Source organism: Xanthomonas sp. BRIP62409 (assembly GCF_003992965.1).
GTDB classification, from domain to species: Bacteria; Pseudomonadota; Gammaproteobacteria; order Xanthomonadales; family Xanthomonadaceae; genus Xanthomonas; species Xanthomonas euroxanthea.
Map to the genome: position 1 here is coordinate 16,835 of NZ_QEZJ01000036.1, position 21,097 is coordinate 37,931.

Genomic DNA, 21,097 nt, shown 5'->3' on the forward strand with positions numbered 1-21,097 from the left:
CCGATCATTACGATTTAAATTGCCAATGCTCAACAGCATAGCAGTTGCTATATCATCCGTATGACCCTAGCCAGCCTGCCCGCATGTCCGCCGATCTCCGTCCCAACGCAGCCCTGCCCCTCCCCTCGCCGGCAGCGGCCCATGGCGGGCTGGGCGACCACCACGCCAGCGTCGCCGTGCCCAAAGGAGGCCACTGGTGGTTCCGGCTGCTGGCGTTTCTGGGCCCGGGCTACATGGTGTCGGTCGGGTACATGGACCCGGGCAACTGGGCCACCGACCTGGCCGGTGGCTCGCAGTTCGGCTATCTGCTGCTGTCGGTGATCCTGTTGTCCAACCTGATGGCGATCGTGCTGCAGAGCCTGTCGGCACGGCTGGGCATCGCCACCGGGCTGGATCTGGCGCAGGCCTGCCGGGCGCGTTATCCGCGCGGGGTGAACCTGGCACTGTGGGGCATCTGCGAACTGGCGATCATCGCCTGCGACCTGGCCGAGGTGATCGGCACCGCCATCGCGTTGAAGCTGTTGTTCGGCATTCCGCTGACCGTGGGCGCCATCATCACCGCGGTGGACGTGGTGCTGGTGTTGCTGCTGATGAATCGCGGTTTCCGCGCGCTGGAAGCGTTCGTGATCGCGCTGCTGTTGATCATCTTCGTCTGCTTCGGCATCCAGATCGCGCTGGCGGCACCGCCAATCGCAGCCGTGCTGGGCGGCTTCATTCCGCGTGCGCAAGTGGTCACCGACCCGCATGCGCTGTATCTGGCGATCGGCATCATCGGTGCGACGGTGATGCCGCATAACCTGTACCTGCATTCGTCGATCGTGCAGACACGTGCGTACCCGCGCACCGATGTGGGCCGCAAGTCGGCGCTGCGCTGGGCGGTGACCGACAGCACCGTGGCGTTGATGTTCGCGCTTTTCATCAACGCCTCGATCCTGATCCTCGCGGCGGCGGTGTTCCATGCGCAGGGCCGTACCGATGTGCAGGAGATCGAACAGGCGCATGCCCTGCTCGCACCGATGCTGGGCGTGGGCCTGGCCTCGACGCTGTTTGCCGTCGCGCTGCTGGCCTCCGGCGTCAATTCCACCGTCACCGCCACGCTGGCTGGACAGATCGTGATGGAAGGCTTCCTGCAATTGCGCTTGCCGCCGTGGCTGCGCCGCCTACTGACGCGCGGCATCGCCATCGTGCCGGTGGTGATCGTGACCTGGCTGTATGGCGAGGCCGGCACCGCGCGGCTATTGGTGCTGAGCCAGGTAGTGTTGTCGATGCAGCTGCCGTTTGCGGTGATCCCGCTGGTGCGCTTCGTGTCCGACCGTGCGTTGATGGGCGCGCTGGTGGCACCGCCCTGGCTGGTGCGCATCGCCTGGGTCATTGCGACGGTGATCGTCGGCTTGAACCTGAAGCTGCTGTGGGATACCGCGCTGCAGTGATCCGTCTCGGCGACCAGCGGCGGTGATCTGCCCGTCCGGTCGAGGCTGATGCGCTGGCGGCGCCTTGCAGATACCGAATGCACAACGGCCGACGCCGGACGCCGCAGCTTTCTCATCTCCGGCACGGCCACCGTGGCAGCGTTGGCGCTGCCGGGCGTCGCCAGTGCTGCCCCGGCGTGACGCGCTCACCCCACCGCCCCAACCGACCAACAACGGAGTCAAGCCGATGTCCAATTTCGTCACCCGCCCCGACGGCGCCACCATTTTTTACAAGGACTGGGGTAAGGGCCAGCCGGTCGTGTTCTCGCACGGCTGGCCGCTCAGCGCCGATGCCTGGGATGCGCAGATGCTGTTCATGGGCCAACAGGGCTTCCGCGTGATCGCGCATGACCGCCGCAGTCATGGCCGCTCGTCGCAGACCTGGGACGGCAACGACATGGACACCTATGCCGACGACCTGGCGGCTGTGATCGAAACGCTGGACCTGCAGGACGCGATCCTGGTCGGCCATTCCACCGGCGGCGGCGAAGTGGCGCATTACGTCGGCCGCCATGGCAGCAAGCGCGTGGCCAAGGTAGTGCTGGTCGGCGCGGTGCCGCCGCAAATGGTCAAGAGCCCGACCAATCCCGGCGGCCTGCCGATGAGCGTGTTCGACGGCATCCGCGACGGCGTGGCCAAGGACCGCTCGCAGTTCTATCAGGACCTGACCACCCCGTTCTTCGGCGCCAACCGCGACGGCCACAAGGTCACCCAGGGCATGCGCGACGCGTTCTGGCTGCAGGGCATGCTGGGCGGCCACAAGGGCCAGTACGACTGCATCCAGCAGTTCTCCGAAGTGGACTACACCCCGGACCTGGAGAAGATCGACGTGCCCGCACTGGTGGTGCATGGCGACGACGACCAGATCGTGCCGATCGACGCATCCGGCAAGCTGTCGGCCAAGATCATCAAGAACGCCGAACTGAAGATCTACGCCGGCGCTCCGCATGGCCTCACCGTGACCCACGCCGATCAGTTCAACCAGGATCTGCTGGCCTTTGCAAACGCCTGACCTGGTTCGATTCGGGTTACTGAGCCGACTCGCGAGAGTCGGCTTTTTCGTGCGCTCCTGCTTCGCATCGCCCGTTCGAAGTGCGCAAGATCCACTACGCCGTTTTTTTTCTGCTCACGCCCATTCCGCCGCGACCTGCAACAAGGTCGAGCCTGCTTGAACGCCCGGCCACACGGCGCACCTGCCGCGCTGCCAAATCGATCGCCTTGAGCTATCGTATGCACCGCCAGCGGCGTGGGGGCCGCTTCAGCATCGTGTACAACCGCCGATAACGGCTAGGTCCGACCGCTGCCGGGGGGCTGCGGCGCACTCGATCCAATCACTAAACGCGTTCAGGGGAATTGCGATGCTTCGTCACTCTTTGCGGGTGCGCCTGCTGTTGCCGGTGCTGGCCTTGGTGCTGGTCGTGGTGGCGGCACTGACGGTCATTCTGGCCATTACCGAAGCGAACCGGGTCAGGTTCGAGGCCGGCGACGCGATCGAGCGCCAGTCGGTGTCCCTGCAGACCTTGTTCTCGGTCACCCGCGCGATGATGCTGGACCGCGTCAACTCCTCCATGCGCCAGCTGCGCAAGGAAGCCAACGCACACGGCGCTGCAAGCATCGGCAACGAAGTGCGCGTGGGCGAGCGCAATGCCAACGACCTGCTGCTGGGCCAGAAGGCGCAGGCCAACGACTTCGACATGCTCGACGATGTAACCGCCATCCACGAAGGCACCGCCACGCTGTTCTCGCGTACCGGCGATGACTTCGTGCGCATCTCCACCAACGTCAAGAAGGACGACGGCAGCCGCGCCATCGGCACCGTGCTCGATCCCAACGGCCAGGCCGCCGCCAAGCTGCGCAACGGCGAAAGCTTCTATGGCGTGGTCGACATCCTCGGCAACCCGTACGTCACCGGCTACGAGCCGATCTTTGCCGGCAACGACAAGCGCGTAATTGGTGCCTGGTACGTTGGCTACAAGGCCGACACGCAGGCGCTGGAAAACGTGGTCAGCAGCCGTCGCGTGCTCGACTCCGGCTTCATCGCCGTGTTCGACAGCAAGAACACGCTGCGCTTCCAGTCCACAACCGGTGCCACCACCGACACCGCCACCATCGAGCGGATCGTCAAGGACACGCCTGACGACTGGGTCGTGACCAAGCAGGAAGTGCCGGACTGGGGCTTCACCCTGGTCTCGGCCTACCCCAAGAGCGACGTCAATGACGTGATCGTGCGCCAGTCGCTGTGGATCGCCGGCATCGGCCTGCTGGTCTGCGCCTTGCTGCTCGGCCTGCAATGGGCGTTGATCTGGAGCCGCGTGCTGCGCCCGATCCAGCACCTGACCACCGTGGCCGAAGAGCTGAGCCTGGGCAAGTGGAACCACACCATCGACGAGGTCAACCTCAAGGATGAAATTGGTACCCTGGCGCGCGCCATCTCCCGCCTGTCCAACAGCGTGCGGCTGGCGATGGAACGGCTCAGCAAACGCTGAGCCCCGCGCACCCACTTCGTACCAGATGATGCAAGGAAGACGCCATGTCCACTGAATTCCGTCCGCTGATCGACGTGCTGCGCGAGCTCAAGGCGCTGGCACTGAAGAAGGCGTCCGGCTTTCTGTTCGTCGTCACCGAGGAGAACCACTCCTGCATCGTCCGCCTCAACGCCGGGCAGATCGAAGAAGTGGTGTTCCGCATGTTGCGCAATGACGAGGCGGTACAGCGCCTCACCATGGTCAACGCGGCCAAGGCCCGCTTCCAGGCCGACCCCGGTGCCGGCATGGGCAAGCCGTCGCTGCTGAGCGACGACGCGCGGCAGTGGTTGATGGGCGGTTTCGAACAGGATCTGGGTGGTGCGCCGGCTGGGCCGCGTGCGCCAATTGCACCGGCACGCGTGACGACTGCAGCAACGCCTGTCGCGGCACCGGGCGCGTCGCCTGCATCCGTCGGCGGCGGATCTGCACCAGACGAGCGCGTCCGCGATGCACTGGAGAAGGTCGCGTTGAACTACCTCGGCCCGATCGCCGGCATGCTCTGCGACGAAGCCTGGGACGCATCGAGCGACATCGAACAGGTGCTCAACCAGCTGGGCGCCAACCTCTCCACGCCGCAGGAAACGCAGAAGTTCATGGCCGATGCCCGTGTGGCGCTGGCCAAGGCGCACTGAAGAAGTTGGCGGCGGCGCGGCACAGCACAATCGACGTCGACATCTGCAAGCGCTACGCACTGCTTTCCAGTACGGCGCGCAACTGGCGATGTACCACTGAACGCAAACCTGTCGGCTAACTGCACGCCCTGACGAAAAGGCGCCTCACGGCGCCTTTGTCGTTCAACTCACTCCCACTCGATCGTCGCCGGCGGCTTGCCGGAGATGTCGTAGACCACGCGCGAGACGCCGCGCAGTTCGTTGATGATGCGGTTGCTCACCGTGCCGAGGAAGTCGTACGGCAGGTGTGCCCAGTGCGCGGTCATGAAGTCGATGGTCTCCACAGCGCGCAGCGCGATCACCCATTCGTAGGCGCGTGCGTCGCCGACCACGCCCACCGACTTGACCGGCAGGAACACCGCAAATGCCTGGCTGGTCTTGTCATACAGATCGGCCTTGCGCAGCTCGTCGATGAAGATCGCATCGGCCTTGGCCAGCAGTTCGGCGTATTCGCGCTTCACTTCGCCCAGGATGCGCACGCCCAGGCCAGGACCCGGGAACGGATGGCGATACACCATCGTGCGCGGCAGGCCGAGTTCGACACCGAGGCGGCGCACTTCGTCCTTGAACAATTCGCGCAACGGTTCGACCAGGCCCAGCTTCATGTGCTCGGGCAGGCCACCGACGTTGTGGTGGCTCTTGATCACGTGCGCCTTGCCGGTCTTGCTGCCGGCCGACTCGATCACGTCCGGATAGATCGTGCCTTGCGCCAGCCACTTGGCATTGGCCAGCTTGTTGGATTCTTCGTCGAAGATCTCCACGAACAGGTTGCCGATGATCTTGCGCTTGGCTTCCGGGTCGCTGACGCCTTCGAGCTTGGCGAAATAGCGGTCGGCCGCGTTGACGCGGATCACCTTCACGCCCATGTGCTCGGCGAACATCGCCATCACCTGGTCGCCTTCCTGCCAGCGCAGCAGGCCAGTATCGACGAACACGCAGGTCAGCTTGTCGCCGATCGCCTTGTGCAACAGCGCGGCCACCACCGACGAATCCACGCCGCCGGACAGGCCGAGAATCACTTCGTCATCGCCCACCTGCTCGCGCACGCGCGCGATCTGGTCGTCGATGATGTTGGCCGCCGTCCACAGCGTCTGGCAGCCGCAGACATCGACCACGAAGCGGCGCAGCAAGGTCTGGCCCTGCAGCGTGTGCGTCACTTCCGGATGGAATTGCACGCCGTACCAGCGCTTGTCCTCGTTGGACATTGCCGCCACCGGAATGCGGTCGGTCACTGCGGTAACGGTGAAGCCCGGCGGCACCTGCGAGACATGGTCACCGTGGCTCATCCATACGTTCAAACGCGACGCGCCGGCATGGTCGGTCAAGCCTGCGAACAAGGCATCGGCCGCCACCACATCGACTTCGGCATGGCCGAATTCGCGTTGATCGGCCGCTTCCGTAGCACCGCCCAGCTGCGCCGCCAGCGTCTGCATGCCGTAGCAGATGCCGAACACCGGCAGGCCGCTGTCGAACACTTCCTGTGGCGCGACCGGCGCACCCGGCAAGGTGGTCGACTCGGGACCACCGGACAGAATGATGCCCTTGGCACCGAAACCGGCAATCTCCGACGGGTCGTGATCCCAGGCCCAGATCTCGCAATACACCCCGATCTCGCGGATGCGCCGCGCAATCAGCTGGGTGTACTGCGCGCCGAAATCGAGGATGAGGATCTTGTCGCTATGGATGTTGGTCATTGAGAGCCGGAATTGGGAATTCGGGATTGGGGATTTGCAACAGCGGAATGGCAGCGATGCACCGCGCCGAAGGAGATGCGGCGGGCTGTTACGAATCCCCAATCCCGAATCCCCAATCCCGCGGATGGGCATCAGCCCATCCGGTAATTCGGCGGTTCCTTGGTGATCTGCACGTCGTGGACATGGCTCTCGCGCTGGCCGGCACCGGTGATGGTGACGAACTTCGGCTTGGTGCGCATTTCCTCGATGGTCGCGCAACCCACGTAGCCCATCGTGGCGCGCAGGCCGCCGATCAACTGATGGACGATGCCGCCGACCGGGCCGCGATACGGCACGCGCCCTTCGATGCCTTCCGGCACCAGCTTGTCGGCATCGCTGGAATCCTGGAAATAGCGGTCCTTGGACCCCTTCTCCATCGCGCCCAGGCTGCCCATGCCGCGGTAGCTCTTGTAGCTGCGGCCCTGGAACAGTTCGACCTCGCCCGGGGCCTCCTCGGTGCCGGCGAACAGGCCGCCGACCATCACCGTGGAGGCGCCGGCGACCAGTGCCTTGCCGATGTCGCCGGAATAGCGGATGCCGCCATCGGCGATCAACGGAATGCGGTCCTGCAGCGCCTCGGCAACCATGTCCACCGCGGTGATCTGCGGCACGCCGACACCGGCGACCACGCGCGTGGTGCAAATCGAGCCCGGACCCACGCCGACCTTGACCGCATCGGCGCCGGCGTCCATCAGCGCCAGCGCGGCATCGCCGGTGACGATGTTGCCGCCGATCACCTGCAGCTGCGGATACGCCTTCTTGACCCAGGCCACGCGATCGATGACGCCCTGCGAATGACCGTGCGCGGTATCGACAATCACCACATCCACGCCCGCCGCAGCCAGCAGTTCGATGCGCTGCTCGGTGTCGCCGCCCACGCCGACCGCCGCGCCGACCAGCAGGCGCGTGGATCCGTCCTTGGCGGCGTTGGGATTGTCGGTCTTCTTCTGGATGTCCTTGACCGTGATCAGGCCGCGCAGCTCGAAGCTGTCGTTGACCACCAGGATCTTTTCGATGCGGTTGCGGTGCAGCAGCTCCAGCACTTCCTCGTCACTGGCGCCTTCGCGCACGGTGATCAGGCGATCCTTCTTGGTCATGATGTGGCGGACCGGATCGTCGAGCTTCTTCTCGAAGCGCATGTCGCGGCTGGTGACGATGCCGACCAGTTCGCTGCCATCCACCACCGGCACGCCGGAGATGTTGCGCGCGCGGGTCAGCTTGAGCACCTCGCCGATGGTCGTGTCCGGGCTCACCGTGAACGGCTCGGTGATCACGCCGGATTCGAACTTCTTGACCCGGGCGACTTCGCCGGCCTGCTGCGCAGGAGTCAGGTTCTTGTGGATGATGCCAATGCCGCCCAGCTGGGCCATGGCCACCGCCAGGCGGTGTTCGGTCACTGTGTCCATCGCGGCCGAGAGAATCGGCAGTTTCAGGCGCAGATCGCGCGTCAGCCGGGTTTCCAGGCTGACGTCCTTGGGCAGGACGATCGAATGGGCGGGGACGAGGGAAACGTCGTCGTAGGTGAGAGCTTCAGCCTGGATGCGGAGCATCGGCGGACCCGAGTTTGGGGAAGCGCGGCATTTTACCCTGAAAGCCTTCACGAAGACACAACGCGACTGCAATGCAGCGTTACGCGCGCGCCTCAGCCAGCCGCGTCGGCCGCTTCCAGCGTGTTCTGCATCAAGGTGGCAACCGTCATCGGCCCCACCCCGCCCGGCACCGGCGTGATCCAGGCCGCACGTTGCACGGCCGCCTCGAACCCCACATCGCCGACCAGGCGGCCATCATCCAGTCGATTGATGCCGACATCGATCACTACCGCGCCCGGCTTGACCCATTCGCCGGGAATCAGGCCCGGTCGCCCCACCGCCACCACCAGGATATCGGCATTGCGCACGCTGGCTTCCAGCACTGCGGGCGGGGTGAACTTGTGGCAGCTGGTAACCGTGCAACCGGCGATCAGCAATTCCAGCCCCATCGGCCGGCCGACGTGATTGCTCACGCCCACGATGGTCGCATTGCGGCCGCGCACCGGCTGGTCGGTGTGCGCCAGCAAGGTCACGATGCCGCGTGGTGTGCACGGACGCAGGCCGAATTCGCGCAGCGCCAGATGCCCGACATTCTGCGGATGGAATCCATCGACGTCCTTGCGCGGATCGATACGCTGGATCAGGCGGTTGGCATCGGGGATGCCGGGCAACGGCAGCTGGATCAGGATGCCGTGGATCTTGGGGTCGGCATTGAGCTGGTCGATCAGCCGCGCCAGCTCGGCCTCGCTGGTGCCTTGCGGCAAGTCGTAGTCGAAGGCCTCGATACCAACCTTTTCCGCCGCACGCCGCTTGTTGCGCACATATACCGACGAGGCCGGATCGCCACCGACCAGTACCACCGCCAGCCCGGGGCGCGTCCTGCCGGCGGCCAGGCGCGCATCCACGCGCAGCTTCAACCCGTCGAGCAGTTCCTCGGCGATGCGGCGACCATCGAGAAGGCGGGCCGGAGCAGAGGCAGCTGGCGCGGAAACGGTCATGGGGCGTCAGGTGTAGAGTCGAAGGCCGTCTATTGTCCCCGATTCCGCCATGACCGACACCACCTCGACACCCGATTCCACCACCACGTCCATCGAAGCGGCCGCATTTCGCCGTCTGTTGCAGCATCTCAACCAGCAGCGCCCGGATGTGCAGAACATCGACCTGATGATCCTGGCCGGCTTCTGCCGCAACTGCCTGGGTGACTGGTACCGCGAAGCCGCCGAAGCGCAGGGCCAGCCGATGAGCAAGGAGCAGGCGCGCGAAGCGGTGTATGGCATGCCGTTTGCCGACTGGAAGCAGCGGCACCAGAAAGACGCCACGCCCGAGCAGCTGGACGCCTTCGCGGCCGCTCAACGCCGGCACGGCTGAGTCAATCGGTCTGTCCCCCAGGCCGGCACCTCGGCGCCGGTCGCTCAATTCCCTGAGGCGTTCTCGACCGGCTACGACAACTGCATCGCGACGCCGGATCTCGCGGGCAATGGCGGCGGCCTCGTCCACGCCCAGCTCGACCAGCGCCGCCTGCCGGGACGCCAGCGCCGACGCGAAGGTTCGCGACCCTGGCAATCCACTCCGGCGGCGACCAACTGCACTGCGTGCTCACGGCCGCAGGCGCGCACCAGCACGTTGGCCCGCCGTGTCGATCACCAACGGCACGGCGTTCTGGCCAGCAAGGGCCCAAACGACGAACGACGCCAGATGGCGTCGTTCGTGGATGCAGGCGATGGCCAGGCAATCAGCCGCGCGCGTCGGCCTCGGCCAATGCGGTGCGCAGGATTTCCTTGGCCGGCCCGCCATGCTTCTCGTGCTCGAGCGCGAAATGCACGGTGGCTTCGATCAGGCCGATATGCGCGCCGCAATCGAAACGGCGGCCTTCGAAGCGGTAGGCATCAACGGTTTCCTGTTGCAGCAGCCCGGCAATCGCATCGGTCAACTGGATTTCGCCGCCAGCGCCGGCGCCGGTCTCTTCGAGCAGCTCGAAGATCTTCGGGTTGAGCACATAGCGGCCGACCACGGCCAGATTGCTCGGTGCCACTTCCGGCTTGGGCTTTTCGACGATGGCGTTGATGCGGCCCTTGCGGCCATCGAACGCATCGGTGGCCACGATGCCGTAGCTGGCGGTCTTGTCGTGCGGCACATCCTCGACGGCAATGACGCTGCCACCGGAGGCCTCGGCCACATCGGCCATCTGGGTCAGTGCGCCGGCGCCGCGGTTCCAGATCAGGTCGTCCGGCAGCAACACCGCGAACGGCTCATCGCCGACGACGGCCTTGGCACACAGCACGGCATGGCCCAGGCCAAGCGCTTCGGCCTGCGTCACGAAAATGGCGCGCACGCCTTCCGGCAGGGCATGCCGCACCAGCTCCAGCTGCTCGAGCTTGCCGGCACGCTCGAGCTTCTGCTCCAGCTCGTAGGCCTTGTCGAAGTAGTCGGCGATGGAGTGCTTGTAGCGATTGGTCACGAAGATCAGCGTGTCGCAACCAGCCTGGATGGCTTCGTCGACGGCGTACTGGATCAGCGGTTTGTCGATGATTGGCAGCATTTCCTTCGGAACCGTTTTGGTTGCCGGAAGAAAGCGGGTCCCAAGACCTGCGACGGGGAATACGGCCTTGCGAATACGCTTGCTCATTAAAGTCTTCTGACCTCACGTGCGGGGAATGGAACGACCGTATCAGATCGCGCGTCGACTTTCCGTCGAGCCGCCGCGAAATCCGGCATCAGGCTGCCCAGCACAGTCTCCATCGCCTTGATGTCATAGCGGTTAACCGCCTCACGCAGGCGCGTCACCAGCTGCAACACCTGCTCGTGCGAGAACTCGCGCACGCCGGCCTCCAGAATCTTGGGATGCGCGGTGGGGCGATAGTCCTCGTCGGAATAGAACAGGGTTTCGTGCAGCTTCTCGCCTGGACGCAAGCCGGTATAGAGGATCGCCACGTCCTTGCCGGGCTGCTTGCCGGCGAGACGAATCATCTGCTCGGCGAGCAGGCGAATCGGCACCGGCTCGCCCATGTCCAATGTGTAGATCGCCCCGTGCGAGGCGGAGGCGGCGGCCTGCACCACGAGCTGGCAGGCTTCCGGAATGGTCATGAAGTAACGTGTCACATCCGGGTGCGTCACCGTGACCGGGCCGCCCTGGCGGATCTGTTCGCGGAACAACGGCACCACGCTGCCGGCCGAATCCAGGACGTTGCCGAAGCGCACGGTGATGAAGCGCGTCGGCGCATCGCGCGCGTCGAGACTCTGGCAGATCATCTCGGCGTAGCGCTTGCTCGCGCCCAGCACATTGACCGGCTCGACCGCCTTGTCGGTGGAGATGAAAACGAAGGTCTCGATGCGTGCACGCTGGCAGGCGCGCGCCACGTTTTCGGTGGCCAGCACGTTGTTGCGTACCGCCTCGCGCAATTGCTCTTCCAGCAATGGCACCTGCTTGTAGGCGGCGGCATGGAACACCGCATCAGGCGGTGCGGTGTTCAAGGCATGCGCGACCACCGCCGGGTCGCCGCAGTCGCCCAGCACGCGCACCACTTCGATATCGGGGAACAAGCGGCGCAGGTCCGAATCGACGGTCAGCAATGCCAGCTCGTCGATCTCCAGCAGCACGATGCGGCGTGCGCCATGACGGGCGCACTGGCGGCAGACTTCCGAACCGATCGAGCCACCCGCGCCGGTCACCATCACCGTCTTGTTGGTCAACCAGTCGCGTATCAGGCGCCAGTCCGGGGTGACCGGCTTGCGATTGAGCAGGTCTTCGATTGCGACCTCCTTCAACTCGCCAGGCAACGAGCGCCCTTCCAGCACGTTGATCAACTTGGGCACCATGCGGAACGGCAGCCCGGTGCTTTCGCAGATGGCCACCACGCGCTGCATGCCGGAGGCATCCAGCGACGGAATCGCAATGACCAGCAGCTTGGCAGCCGTCTCCTTGGCGATGGCTGCCGCCTGATCCAGGCTGCCCAGCACGTTGAGACCCTGGATCTTGGCGCCATGCAGGTTGTTGGCATCGTCCAGATACCCGACCGGCACAAATGCACCGGTGCGGCGCAGATCGCGGACAAGACCCTCGGCAGCGCGACCTGCGCCCAGGATCAATACGCGCTGCGCGGCGTCGCCGGAGTGTGCAATCTGGTAATCCTTCCAGGCGCGATACAGCAACCGTGGCGTGCCCAGCAGTGCCGACAGGGCGAACGGGTAGACGACCAGCACCGACAGCGGCACCCCGTCCAGGCGGTCATAGGACAGCGCCAGCACGATCGCGACCAGGCCGAGGAAACTCGACTTGAAGATGTTCCACAGGTCCGGCACCGACGCGAACCGCCACAGCCCGCGATACAGGCCCATCTTCCAGAACACCAGGCCTTGCGCGACCAGGACGACGCCGGTGCGCCAATCCCATAACGGCAGATCGGGGGCGTCGCGCAGCATCGAGTAGCGGCCGGCGTGCAGCAGCTGCCAGCATACCCACACCATCAGCAGGTCGTGCAGCACCACCGCTGCTTGCGGCAGGGCCTTGGTCAAACGATCACGCCAGGAAATCATAAGAGTCCATTACTCACGAATTGCGCACTCCATCGCGCAGAAAAAACCAGATTGCGGTGGCACCCAGACCCCATGCCAGGGCTCCGGACACTTGCAGCCAATTTGCATCATGACGAATTAACACATACAAGCAGACGGCAGCGACGCTGAAAGCGAAATAAATCCCGGTTACCGGAACGTGCGACTCAAGCCTGCGCGCCAGCCGCTGATAGAGATGTTGGGCGTGCGGCTCCCACCAACGTTGTCCGTCGAGCATGCGAGACAGCAGCGTGAAGCCGGCGTCTACAAGAAATGCGGTCAGCGGCAGCCAGCTGATCCACCAGCTCACCTGCCCGCTCGCCACTGTCAGCGCTAGCAACGCCGCCAGCACATAGCCCAAGGCACCACTACCGCCGTCGCCCAGAAAGATGCGCGCACGTGGAAAGTTGAACGGCAAGAATCCCAGGCAGGATGCGGCGACGGCAAGACCGGCCCATGCCCAGGCGCCCGGCACGACCGCGGCAAACGCCAGGGCAGCCAGCGCCGCCTGGCTGCTGGCCAGGCCGTTGATGCCGTCCATGAAATTCCAGACGTTGATCAACATCACCGACGCCATCGCGGTGAGCACGCCATCCCAGAGCTTGCCGGTGTGATGGCTGACCAGCCAGCCCAGCAGGACCGACGCCAGCAGATGGATCGCAAACCGCAACCTGGCCGAGAGCGGACGATGGTCGTCCCACCAACCGACCCCGGCCACCAGCACCAGACCTGCGGCGAACCAGCTGATGACAAGACCTGCCGCCGGCCACAACACGCCTGCCGCCACGCACCCCGCCAGCATCGCCGCCACGATTGCCATGCCACCGCCCCGTGGCGTGGCGACCACATGGCTGCGGCGTTCGCCAGGGTGATCGAGCAGGCGCCGATGCAACGCATAGCGCCGCAACAGCCAGGTCCCAAGTGCCGCGACCGTCAGGTGCAACAGACACCACCACAGCCAGGCCTGCGGCATCAGACCACCGCGTAGTTCAACAGCGGCTTGACCGTGCCCCATTCCTTGCAGCTCGGGCACTGCCAGTGGTGCGTCTTGGCACCGAAACCGCAGCGGGTACAGCGGTAGCTCGGGTTGCGCACCAGCAACTGGTCGGTGATGTGCTTGAGATCCTGCAAGGTGCCGACCGGGTCGCTGCCTTCAGCCAGGGTCAGGTCGATCAATGCCGATTCGCCGCGGACCGATGGCCGATCCTTGAGCTGACGCCCCAGGTAGGCCAGCGCCGGCGCCACGCCATCCTGCGCTTCCATCAGCTGCGTCAACGCCAGCACCGGCGCGATGCCGCGATAGTGCTCGGTCATCTCCGACAGGAAATTACGCGCACCTGCAATATCACCCACCCGGCGATAGGCCGCCATCAACGCAGGGATGATTTCAGGCAGGTATTCCGGATCGTGCCGCGCCGCACGTTCGAACGCGCGGACGGCCGCTTCGTCGTGTCCGCGCTCGGCTTCGATGCGTCCTTCCAGAATGCCCGCACGCACCGAGGTGCCATCGGCCTGGTAGGCGCGCGCGACCGCCTGCAGCGCTTCGTCGGGCTTGCTCAAGCCGCGGTAGCGATCGGCAAGCTCGCACTCGAATTGCGAAATCAGCTTGCCCATCGGCTCGCCGGTGACTTCTTCGTAACGGGTGGCGTTGTCGATCGCCTTTTCCCAATCACGCTCGGCCTGATAGATGCCGATAAGATGACGCAACGCCTGCGGCGCACGCTGATCCAGTTGCGCCAGCTCGGTGAATACGGTCTCGGCACGATCCAGCAGGCCGGACTTCATGTAGTCCTCGCCCAGCGCCAGCAAGGCCTGCACGCGCTGTTGGTCGGTCAGGTCGGCGCGTTGCACCAGGCCCTGGTGCAGCCGGATCGCGCGATCGACCTCGCCGCGACGGCGGAACAGATGTCCCAACGCGACCTGGGTCTCGAAGGTTTCCTTGTCCAGTTCGGCGATGTGCAGAAACAGCTCGATCGCCTTGTCCGGCTGCTCGTTGAGCAGATAGTTCAGCCCGCGAAAATAGGTGCTGGACAAGCGACTGACCTGGGTATCGCCATGGCGCTGGCCACCGCGGCGGCCAACGACCCAGCCCCCCAGCGCTGCCAACGGCACGAACAGGAAGAACCAGATCCACTCGGTCAGAAAGTCCATACGCGCTTACAGTCCATCAAAGGGGCGCGGCTCGACTGCGGCAGGCGCAATCGGCCTGGCATCGGTGCGACTGACTGCAACGGCCTTGTTGGCCTGGCGCAGTTTGGAATAGAGGGGAATCACCACACTGACCAGCACCATGCCGGCACCGATCAACACACCGACCAGCAGCGCGACGATGATCGCGATCCCGGAGGTCGTATGCACACTGGAGAAAAGGAAGTCGAGAGTGACGTCCTGGGAATTGACCGCGCCGATGATCAGACCGACCAGCAGGAAGGCCAACATCACCAGCAAACGAAACACCTTCATGGCCGGACTCCGTCGAAAGAGGCTTAGCTTAACCGAGCCGACATAAACGCAGCGGCAGAACGAGCGTCAGTCGGTCGCATCAAGCAGATCGACCGGGACCACGGAGCTGACACGCTCACGCAATTCCTTGCCAGGCTTGAAGTGCGGAACATGCTTGCCCGGCAACGCGACCGACTCACCGGTCTTCGGATTACGGCCCAGACGTGGCGGGCGGTAGTGCAACGAGAAGCTGCCGAACCCGCGGATTTCGATCCGATCACCATCGGAGAGCGCCTGCCCCATCATTTCCAGCAGCGATTTGACTGCCAGATCAACGTCGTCCGCCTTCAGATGCGCTTGACGTCGCGCCAGGATTTCAATCAATTCGGACTTGGTCATGGGAAGACTTGCTTTTTCGACTGACACATCGGAATCGGCCCGGGCAAGCCCGGGCCGATCCATCACGCTCTTGCGAGCGCTACGCGCTTACTCGGACTTGTTGCTGTTCAACTGTGCACGCAGCAGCGCGCCCAGCTGAGTCATGCCGCCCGACGCAGCGGAGGACTGGTATTCCTCCAGCGTTTCGCGCATTTCGGCATCGTCCTTGGCCTTGATCGACAGCTGCAGGGTGCGGCCCTTGCGGTCCATGCCCACGAACTTGGCTTCGATCTTGTCGCCGACCTTCAGGTGCTGGGTCGCATCGTCCACGCGCTCGTTGGCGATGTCGCGTGCAGCGACGTAGCCTTCGATGCCATCGGCCAGGTCGATCGTGGCGCCCTTGGCATCCACTTCACGCACCACGCCTTCGACCTTCGAACCCTTCGGGTTGGACGCCATGTACTGGCCGAACGGATCCTGCTCCAGCTGCTTGACGCCCAGGCTGATGCGCTCACGTTCCGGATCGACTGCCAGCACGACGGCTTCCAGCGTGTCGCCCTTCTTGTAGTTGCGCACGACGTCTTCGCCGGTGGTGTTCCAGCTGATGTCGGACAGGTGGACCAGGCCGTCGATGCCGCCGTCCAGACCGATGAAGATGCCGAAGTCGGTGATCGACTTGATCTGGCCAGACACCTTGTCGTTCTTCTTGTGGGTGGCAGCAAAGGTTTCCCACGGATTGGCGGCAACCTGCTTCATGCCCAGCGAGATGCGGCGACGCTCCTCGTCGACATCCAGCACCATCACTTCGACTTCGTCACCGACCTGCACAACCTTGGACGGGTTGACGTTCTTGTTGGTCCAATCCATCTCGGACACGTGCACCAGGCCTTCGACGCCCGGCTCGATCTCGACGAATGCGCCGTAATCGGTGACGTTGGAGACCTTGCCGAACACGCGGCTGTTGGCCGGGTAACGACGGGCGATGTTGTCCCACGGATCTTCGCCCAGCTGCTTCAGGCCGAGGCTGACGCGGTTACGCTCGCGATCGAACTTCAGCACGCGCACGTCCAGCTCGTCGCCGACGTTGACGACCTCGGACGGATGGCGCACGCGCTTCCAGGCCATGTCGGTGATGTGCAGCAGGCCGTCGATACCGCCCAGGTCCACGAACGCGCCGTAATCGGTCAGGTTCTTGACGACACCCTTCAGGATCGCACCTTCCTGCAGCTTGTCCATCAGCTGCTCGCGCTCTTCCGAGTGCTCGCTCTCGACCACGGCACGACGCGAAACCACCACGTTGTTGCGCTTGCGGTCCAGCTTGATCAGCTTGAACTCGAGTTCCTTGCCTTCCAGGTAGGCCGGGTCGCGCACCGGGCGCACATCCACCAGCGAACCAGGCAGGAACGCGCGGACATCCTTGATGTCCACGGTGAAACCACCCTTGACCTTGCCGCTGATGCGGCCGGTGATGGTTTCGTTCTTTTCCAACGCCTCTTCCAGCTCGTCCCACACCATTGCGCGCTTGGCCTTCTCGCGCGACAGCACGGTCTCACCGAAGCCGTTCTCGATGGAATCGAGGGCAACCTTGACCTGGTCGCCTACGCCGACATCGATCTCGCCAGCGTCATTACGGAACTGCTCGATCGGCACGATGCCTTCGGACTTCAGGCCAGCGTTGATCACCACCACGTCGCCGCGCACTTCCACGACGGTACCGGTGACGATCGAGCCCGGCTTCAGCTTCGCCAGATTGGCTTGACTGGCTTCGAACAGTTCAGCAAAAGATTCTGTCATTTGAATTTTACTCAGTTGAACACACGGGCGTTGATCGTCGAATGCGACAGATGCCAAGCGCCCAGCCTGTTGGTCGACTCCGGACAGCGAGTCGGTTAAGTAGTCATAGAACCGCCACACGGGATGTGCGACGGAGCCTTGGAACGCCTTACGGTCGGCGGGACATGCCCGCTTGCGGAACGCTTACGACGACGTGCGGGCGGCTAACACCCCGACCACACGCTGGACGACATCCTCGATCCCTATTCCGCTGGTATCGATCAGCACGGCGTCTTCGGCCGGCCGCAATGGCGCCACCACCCGCTGCGCATCACGGGCATCTCGAGCCATGATCTCGCGCAGCAGGTCGTCAAAGATAACCGAAACACCCTTTTCCATCAACTGTTTATGGCGACGGCCCGCACGTTCTTCGGCACTGGCGGTCAGAAACACCTTGAAGGCGGCATCGGGGAAGATCACCGTGCCCATGTCGCGCCCGTCTGCAACCAGGCCGGGCGCGCGCCTGAATGCGCGCTGGCGCTCTTTCAGCGCGCTGCGCACCTCGGGAATGGCGGCAATTGCCGAAGCCAGCGCCCCGGTGGTTTCCAGGCGCAGCTCGCCAGTGGCATCGGCGCCGTTGACCAGTACCCGCAGCCCCGCCTCGCCCGCGTCGTCGAACTCCACCTTGGTATCGAACGTGCAGCGCACCAGCGCGGCCGGGTCGGACACGTCCAGATCGGCCCAGCTCGCCGCCACGCCCACGGCGCGATACAGTGCGCCCGAATCGAGGTAATGCCAGCCCAGCCGGGCGGCCACGATCCGGCTCACGGTGCCCTTGCCGGCGCCGGAGGGACCATCGATGGTAAGGACGGGCGAAAGGTCGGTCATTCAGGTTTCCGGAAGGTCATCAGCCGGTAGTGTAGCGCCGCTCGCAGCGATTGCGATGCAACCACTTGAAAGCACGACGAAAAGCCGGTTAGAATTGCCGGCTTAATTCTGGGTGCACCCTCGATTGCGGGCACTCTTCCATCGAATCCAACCGTTTACGCCGAGGTGTGCCATGAAAGTCCTGTCCTCCCTGAAGTCTGCGAAGACCCGTCACCGCGACTGCAAGGTGGTCCGCCGCCGCGGCAAGGTCTTCGTGATCTGCAAGTCGAACCCGCGTTTCAAGGCGCGTCAGCGCTAAGCTTTCGCCGCGCGTGCAAGACCCGAGAAAGCCGCCTCCGGGCGGTTTTTTCTTGGCCGATGCTTCACGCCGGCGATGGCTACATGCAGGCTGGAGTGTGTCGGGGGCATGGCGGGCTTGGCGCGGCATTCAAACTGACCGACATCCGGCGCGGCGTTGGGTAACACCGCCCTGCAGGCACGCCCGTCCTGGTTTTTGCTGTAATCACCATCCGAATCTTGTCCACTGGGGAGTAGATGACATGCGCAACCGTTTGTTTGTCCTGCCGCTGATCGCACTGATGGGGATCAGCGCCGTCGCGTCGGCCGATACGCTGCTGGTGGACCGGGTACAGCAAAAGCCTGCCGCTGCCCTGCCCCTGCGCGGCGACAGCATGAGCCAGGTCGAAGGCCGTTACGGTGCGCCGCAGGAAAAGCTGGAACCGCGCGGCGGCCAGAAGCGCCAGTGGCCGACGATCCACCGCTGGGTGTATCCGGCCTTCACCGTGTACTTCGAAAAGAGCCGGGTGATCGACGTGGTGGCCAATCAGGCCGATGCCAACGAGATTGGACCAAAGCCACCGATCAGGTGATCGGGTGGCGTTCGAGCGCCATCGGATGGTGGCTGCAACGCTGGTCTGATCCAATGATGCGCGGGATACGATCACTGCGCGCTTCATGCAACGGCGATGTCGTGCAGCACACCCCGGATGCAGGCAGATCGCGAGCGTCGATGCGAGTTACCCGCACGCGCCGATTTGAGGCGAGTCCCTCGCAAGCGCCCGCACATCCCTGTGCGGGGATTTGAATTAACAGCCTGGGCTTGCCTGGGCATTGATGGGTAATTTTCAGGTATGACCGATAGCATCCGCTTTCCCGCCGAGTGGGAACCTCAATCCGCCGTGTTGATTGCATGGCCGCATGCGGGCACCGATTGGGCCGAGCGTCTTGCCGAGGTGGAAGAGACCTATATCGCGCTGGTCACGGCGATTTCCCGCTTCGAGCCGGTGATCGTGTGCGTGGCCGATGACGATCTGCAGATCTACGCGGAAGCGCGGCTGCGCTCGGCGCGGGTGGACATGGCGCGGGTGCGCTTCGTGGTTGCGGCCTACAACGACACCTGGCTGCGCGATTCCGGCCCGATCACGCTGCGCCAGGATGGCGGCTTCCGCCTGATGGATTTCCGCTTCACCGGCTGGGGCGGCAAGTTCGAGGCGAGCCTGGACGATCAACTGGTCACTTCGCTGGATGCGGCGCAGGTGTTCGTGCCCTCGCAGGTGCAGACGGTCGACTTTGCGCTGGAAGGCGGCGCGATCGAGACCGATGGTGCCGGCACATTGCTGACCACCTGGACGTGCCTGCACGAGCGGCATCCGCAGCGCACGCGCGATTCGCTGAGTGCCGACCTTGCCGCGTGGCTGGCGCAGGACCGCGTGCTGTGGCTGGATCATGGCTACCTGGAAGGCGACGACACCGACGCGCATATCGACACGCTGGCGCGCTTTGCCGGCCCGGATGCGATCGTCTACCAGGGCTGCGATGTGGCCACCGATTCGCACTACACCGAACTGCAGGCGATGGGCGCCGAACTGGCGGCGTTGCGCACCGCCGACGGGCAGCCGTATCGCCTGTTCGTGTTGCCATGGGCCGAGCCGATCCTGGATCAGGGCCGGCGCCTGGCCGCCTCGTACGCCAATTTCCTGATCGTCAACGGGGCGGTGCTGATGCCGGCCTACGGCGACAAGGCCGATGCGAGCGCGCAGGCGGTGCTGGCCGAAGCGTTTCCGCAGCACACCATCGTGCCGGTGCCGTGCCGCCCGCTGATCTGGCAGAACGGCAGCCTGCACTGCCTGACCATGCAGCTGCCCGCCGGTTTGCTGGCGGGCTGATCCATTCCTGTTCCGGCCGGCAGGCCGGTGTTACGCCATCGCGCGCTACCTTAGTGCGCCACTTCGCTGGACCAATCGCCATGACCCGTCATCTCCTTCCCGTCGCGCTGATCCAGGAGCGCAACCACGGCGACGCCGAGGCCAATCTGGCCATCATCGAATCGCGCGTGGCCGAAGCCGCCGCGCAGGGCGCCAAGCTGGTGCTACTGCAGGAACTGCACAACGGTGCGTATTTCTGCCAGCACGAGTCGGTGGACGAATTCGACCTGGCCGAGCCGATCCCCGGCCCCAGCACCGAGCGTCTGGGCGCGCTGGCCAGGCAGCACGGCGTGGTGCTGGTGGCTTCGTTGTTTGAGCGCCGCGCGGCCGGGCTGTATCACAACACCGCGGTGGTGTTCGAAAAGGACGGCCGCCTGCTCGGCAAGTACCGCAAGATGCATATCCCGGACGATCCGGGCTTCTATGAGAAGTTCTACTTCACCCCGGGCGATCTGGGCTTTGCGCCGATCGATACCTCGGTCGGCCGGCTGGGCGTGCTGGTGTGCTGGGACCAGTGGTACCCCGAGGCCGCGCGCCTGATGGCGCTGGCCGGTGCGGAACTGCTGCTCTACCCCACCGCGATCGGCTGGGATCCGGACGACCAGCAACCCGAGCAGGAGCGCCAGCGCGATGCCTGGGTGCTCAGCCATCGCGGCCATGCGGTCGCCAACGGGGTGCCGGTGCTGTCGTGCAACCGCGTCGGTCACGAGCCCTCGCCGCTGGGCGCGTCGGGCATCCAGTTCTGGGGCAACAGCCATGTGCTGGGGCCGCAGGGCGAATTCATCGCCGAAGCCGGACAGGACCCGACCGTGCTGGTGTGCGACGTCGATCTGCAGCGCAGCGAACACGTGCGCCGCATCTGGCCGTTCCTGCGCGATCGCCGCATCGATGCGTATGGCGATCTGCTCAAGCGCTACATCGACTGACCGCATGC

The 21,097-nt window shown here is 64.6% G+C and carries 20 protein-coding genes; 9 read left to right on the forward strand and 11 right to left on the reverse strand.

The genetic code is table 11. The annotated features are described in order from the left end of the window. Window positions 1-83: 83 nt before the first annotated feature. From EO170_RS20695 to EO170_RS20710, 4 genes are all read left to right on the forward strand, one after another. A complete protein-coding gene (locus EO170_RS20695) occupies window positions 84-1,430 on the forward strand; it encodes an Nramp family divalent metal transporter (RefSeq protein WP_126947825.1) in 1,347 nt (448 codons plus the stop codon). 226 nt (window positions 1,431-1,656) lie between these two features. Then, window positions 1,657-2,481 (forward strand): alpha/beta hydrolase, encoded by an 825-nt coding sequence (locus tag EO170_RS20700; RefSeq protein WP_104582537.1) that lies wholly within the window; start codon window positions 1,657-1,659, stop codon window positions 2,479-2,481. A 346-nt stretch (window positions 2,482-2,827) separates the two neighbouring features. Then, complete coding sequence (locus EO170_RS20705; protein WP_104582536.1) at window positions 2,828-3,955, forward strand: Cache 3/Cache 2 fusion domain-containing protein; 1,128 nt, start codon at window positions 2,828-2,830, stop codon at window positions 3,953-3,955. Window positions 3,956-3,999: 44 nt separating this feature from the next. Continuing rightward, on the forward strand, window positions 4,000-4,626 hold the full coding sequence (locus tag EO170_RS20710) for a hypothetical protein (protein WP_126947827.1): 627 nt from the start codon (window positions 4,000-4,002) through the stop codon (window positions 4,624-4,626). A 167-nt stretch (window positions 4,627-4,793) separates the two neighbouring features. Here EO170_RS20710 and guaA read toward each other — a convergent pair whose 3' ends face one another. The 3 genes from guaA to folD all read right to left on the reverse strand — a co-directional run bounded on the left by guaA (window position 4,794) and on the right by folD (window position 8,925). After that, window positions 4,794-6,359 carry a glutamine-hydrolyzing GMP synthase gene (gene guaA, locus EO170_RS20715; RefSeq protein ID WP_126947829.1) on the reverse strand — a complete coding sequence of 522 codons (1,566 nt, stop codon included), beginning with the start codon at window positions 6,357-6,359 and terminating at the stop codon, window positions 4,794-4,796. Between the two features lie 131 nt (window positions 6,360-6,490). Beyond that, complete coding sequence (guaB, locus tag EO170_RS20720; protein WP_016903541.1) at window positions 6,491-7,948, reverse strand: IMP dehydrogenase; 1,458 nt, start codon at window positions 7,946-7,948, stop codon at window positions 6,491-6,493. Between the two features lie 92 nt (window positions 7,949-8,040). Continuing rightward, on the reverse strand, window positions 8,041-8,925 hold the full coding sequence (gene folD, locus EO170_RS20725) for a bifunctional methylenetetrahydrofolate dehydrogenase/methenyltetrahydrofolate cyclohydrolase FolD (RefSeq protein WP_104582533.1): 885 nt from the start codon (window positions 8,923-8,925) through the stop codon (window positions 8,041-8,043). 49 nt (window positions 8,926-8,974) lie between these two features. On the opposite strand from folD, the gene EO170_RS20730 reads away from it, so the two are divergent. Beyond that, window positions 8,975-9,295 carry a DUF1244 domain-containing protein gene (locus EO170_RS20730; RefSeq protein WP_104582532.1) on the forward strand — a complete coding sequence of 107 codons (321 nt, stop codon included), beginning with the start codon at window positions 8,975-8,977 and terminating at the stop codon, window positions 9,293-9,295. A 364-nt stretch (window positions 9,296-9,659) separates the two neighbouring features. Here EO170_RS20730 and galU read toward each other — a convergent pair whose 3' ends face one another. The 8 genes from galU to cmk all read right to left on the reverse strand — a co-directional run bounded on the left by galU (window position 9,660) and on the right by cmk (window position 17,959). After that, on the reverse strand, window positions 9,660-10,553 hold the full coding sequence (gene galU / locus EO170_RS20735; RefSeq protein ID WP_016903544.1) for a UTP--glucose-1-phosphate uridylyltransferase GalU: 894 nt from the start codon (window positions 10,551-10,553) through the stop codon (window positions 9,660-9,662). Further along, window positions 10,553-12,460 carry a nucleoside-diphosphate sugar epimerase/dehydratase gene (locus EO170_RS20740; protein WP_164739802.1) on the reverse strand — a complete coding sequence of 636 codons (1,908 nt, stop codon included), beginning with the start codon at window positions 12,458-12,460 and terminating at the stop codon, window positions 10,553-10,555. The genes galU and EO170_RS20740 overlap by 1 nt, the downstream gene beginning before the upstream one ends. A gap of 13 nt (window positions 12,461-12,473) precedes the next feature. Continuing rightward, window positions 12,474-13,451, reverse strand: a complete 978-nt coding sequence (locus EO170_RS20745; RefSeq protein ID WP_126947894.1) for a glycosyltransferase family 4 protein — start codon at window positions 13,449-13,451, stop codon at window positions 12,474-12,476. Continuing rightward, entirely contained in the window at window positions 13,451-14,629 is a 1,179-nt protein-coding gene (gene lapB, locus EO170_RS20750; protein ID WP_104582530.1) for a lipopolysaccharide assembly protein LapB, read from the reverse strand. Before lapB ends, EO170_RS20745 begins: the two co-directional genes overlap by 1 nt. A 6-nt stretch (window positions 14,630-14,635) precedes the next feature. After that, on the reverse strand, window positions 14,636-14,941 hold the full coding sequence (locus EO170_RS20755) for a LapA family protein (RefSeq protein WP_104533506.1): 306 nt from the start codon (window positions 14,939-14,941) through the stop codon (window positions 14,636-14,638). A 66-nt stretch (window positions 14,942-15,007) separates the two neighbouring features. Next, on the reverse strand, window positions 15,008-15,319 hold the full coding sequence (locus EO170_RS20760; protein WP_104582529.1) for an integration host factor subunit beta: 312 nt from the start codon (window positions 15,317-15,319) through the stop codon (window positions 15,008-15,010). Window positions 15,320-15,406: 87 nt separating this feature from the next. Continuing rightward, the gene (rpsA, locus tag EO170_RS20765) at window positions 15,407-17,092 is read right to left on the reverse strand and encodes a 30S ribosomal protein S1 (protein WP_016903550.1); all 1,686 of its coding nucleotides are present in this window, start codon (window positions 17,090-17,092) and stop codon (window positions 15,407-15,409) included. A 183-nt stretch (window positions 17,093-17,275) separates the two neighbouring features. Further along, a complete protein-coding gene (cmk, locus tag EO170_RS20770; RefSeq protein WP_104582528.1) occupies window positions 17,276-17,959 on the reverse strand; it encodes a (d)CMP kinase in 684 nt (227 codons plus the stop codon). A 172-nt stretch (window positions 17,960-18,131) separates the two neighbouring features. Between cmk and ykgO the strand changes: the two genes are divergently transcribed. The 4 genes from ykgO to EO170_RS20790 all read left to right on the forward strand — a co-directional run bounded on the left by ykgO (window position 18,132) and on the right by EO170_RS20790 (window position 21,089). Further along, the gene (gene ykgO / locus EO170_RS20775) at window positions 18,132-18,257 is read left to right on the forward strand and encodes a type B 50S ribosomal protein L36 (protein WP_005913193.1); all 126 of its coding nucleotides are present in this window, start codon (window positions 18,132-18,134) and stop codon (window positions 18,255-18,257) included. A gap of 241 nt (window positions 18,258-18,498) precedes the next feature. Then, window positions 18,499-18,828: a hypothetical protein gene (locus EO170_RS20780; protein WP_104582527.1), complete on the forward strand. Its 330-nt coding sequence runs from the start codon at window positions 18,499-18,501 to the stop codon at window positions 18,826-18,828. Window positions 18,829-19,089: 261 nt separating this feature from the next. Next, the gene (locus EO170_RS20785) at window positions 19,090-20,124 is read left to right on the forward strand and encodes an agmatine deiminase family protein (protein WP_126947831.1); all 1,035 of its coding nucleotides are present in this window, start codon (window positions 19,090-19,092) and stop codon (window positions 20,122-20,124) included. Between the two features lie 80 nt (window positions 20,125-20,204). Continuing rightward, entirely contained in the window at window positions 20,205-21,089 is an 885-nt protein-coding gene (locus tag EO170_RS20790; RefSeq protein WP_104582525.1) for a carbon-nitrogen hydrolase, read from the forward strand. Window positions 21,090-21,097 lie beyond the last annotated feature (8 nt).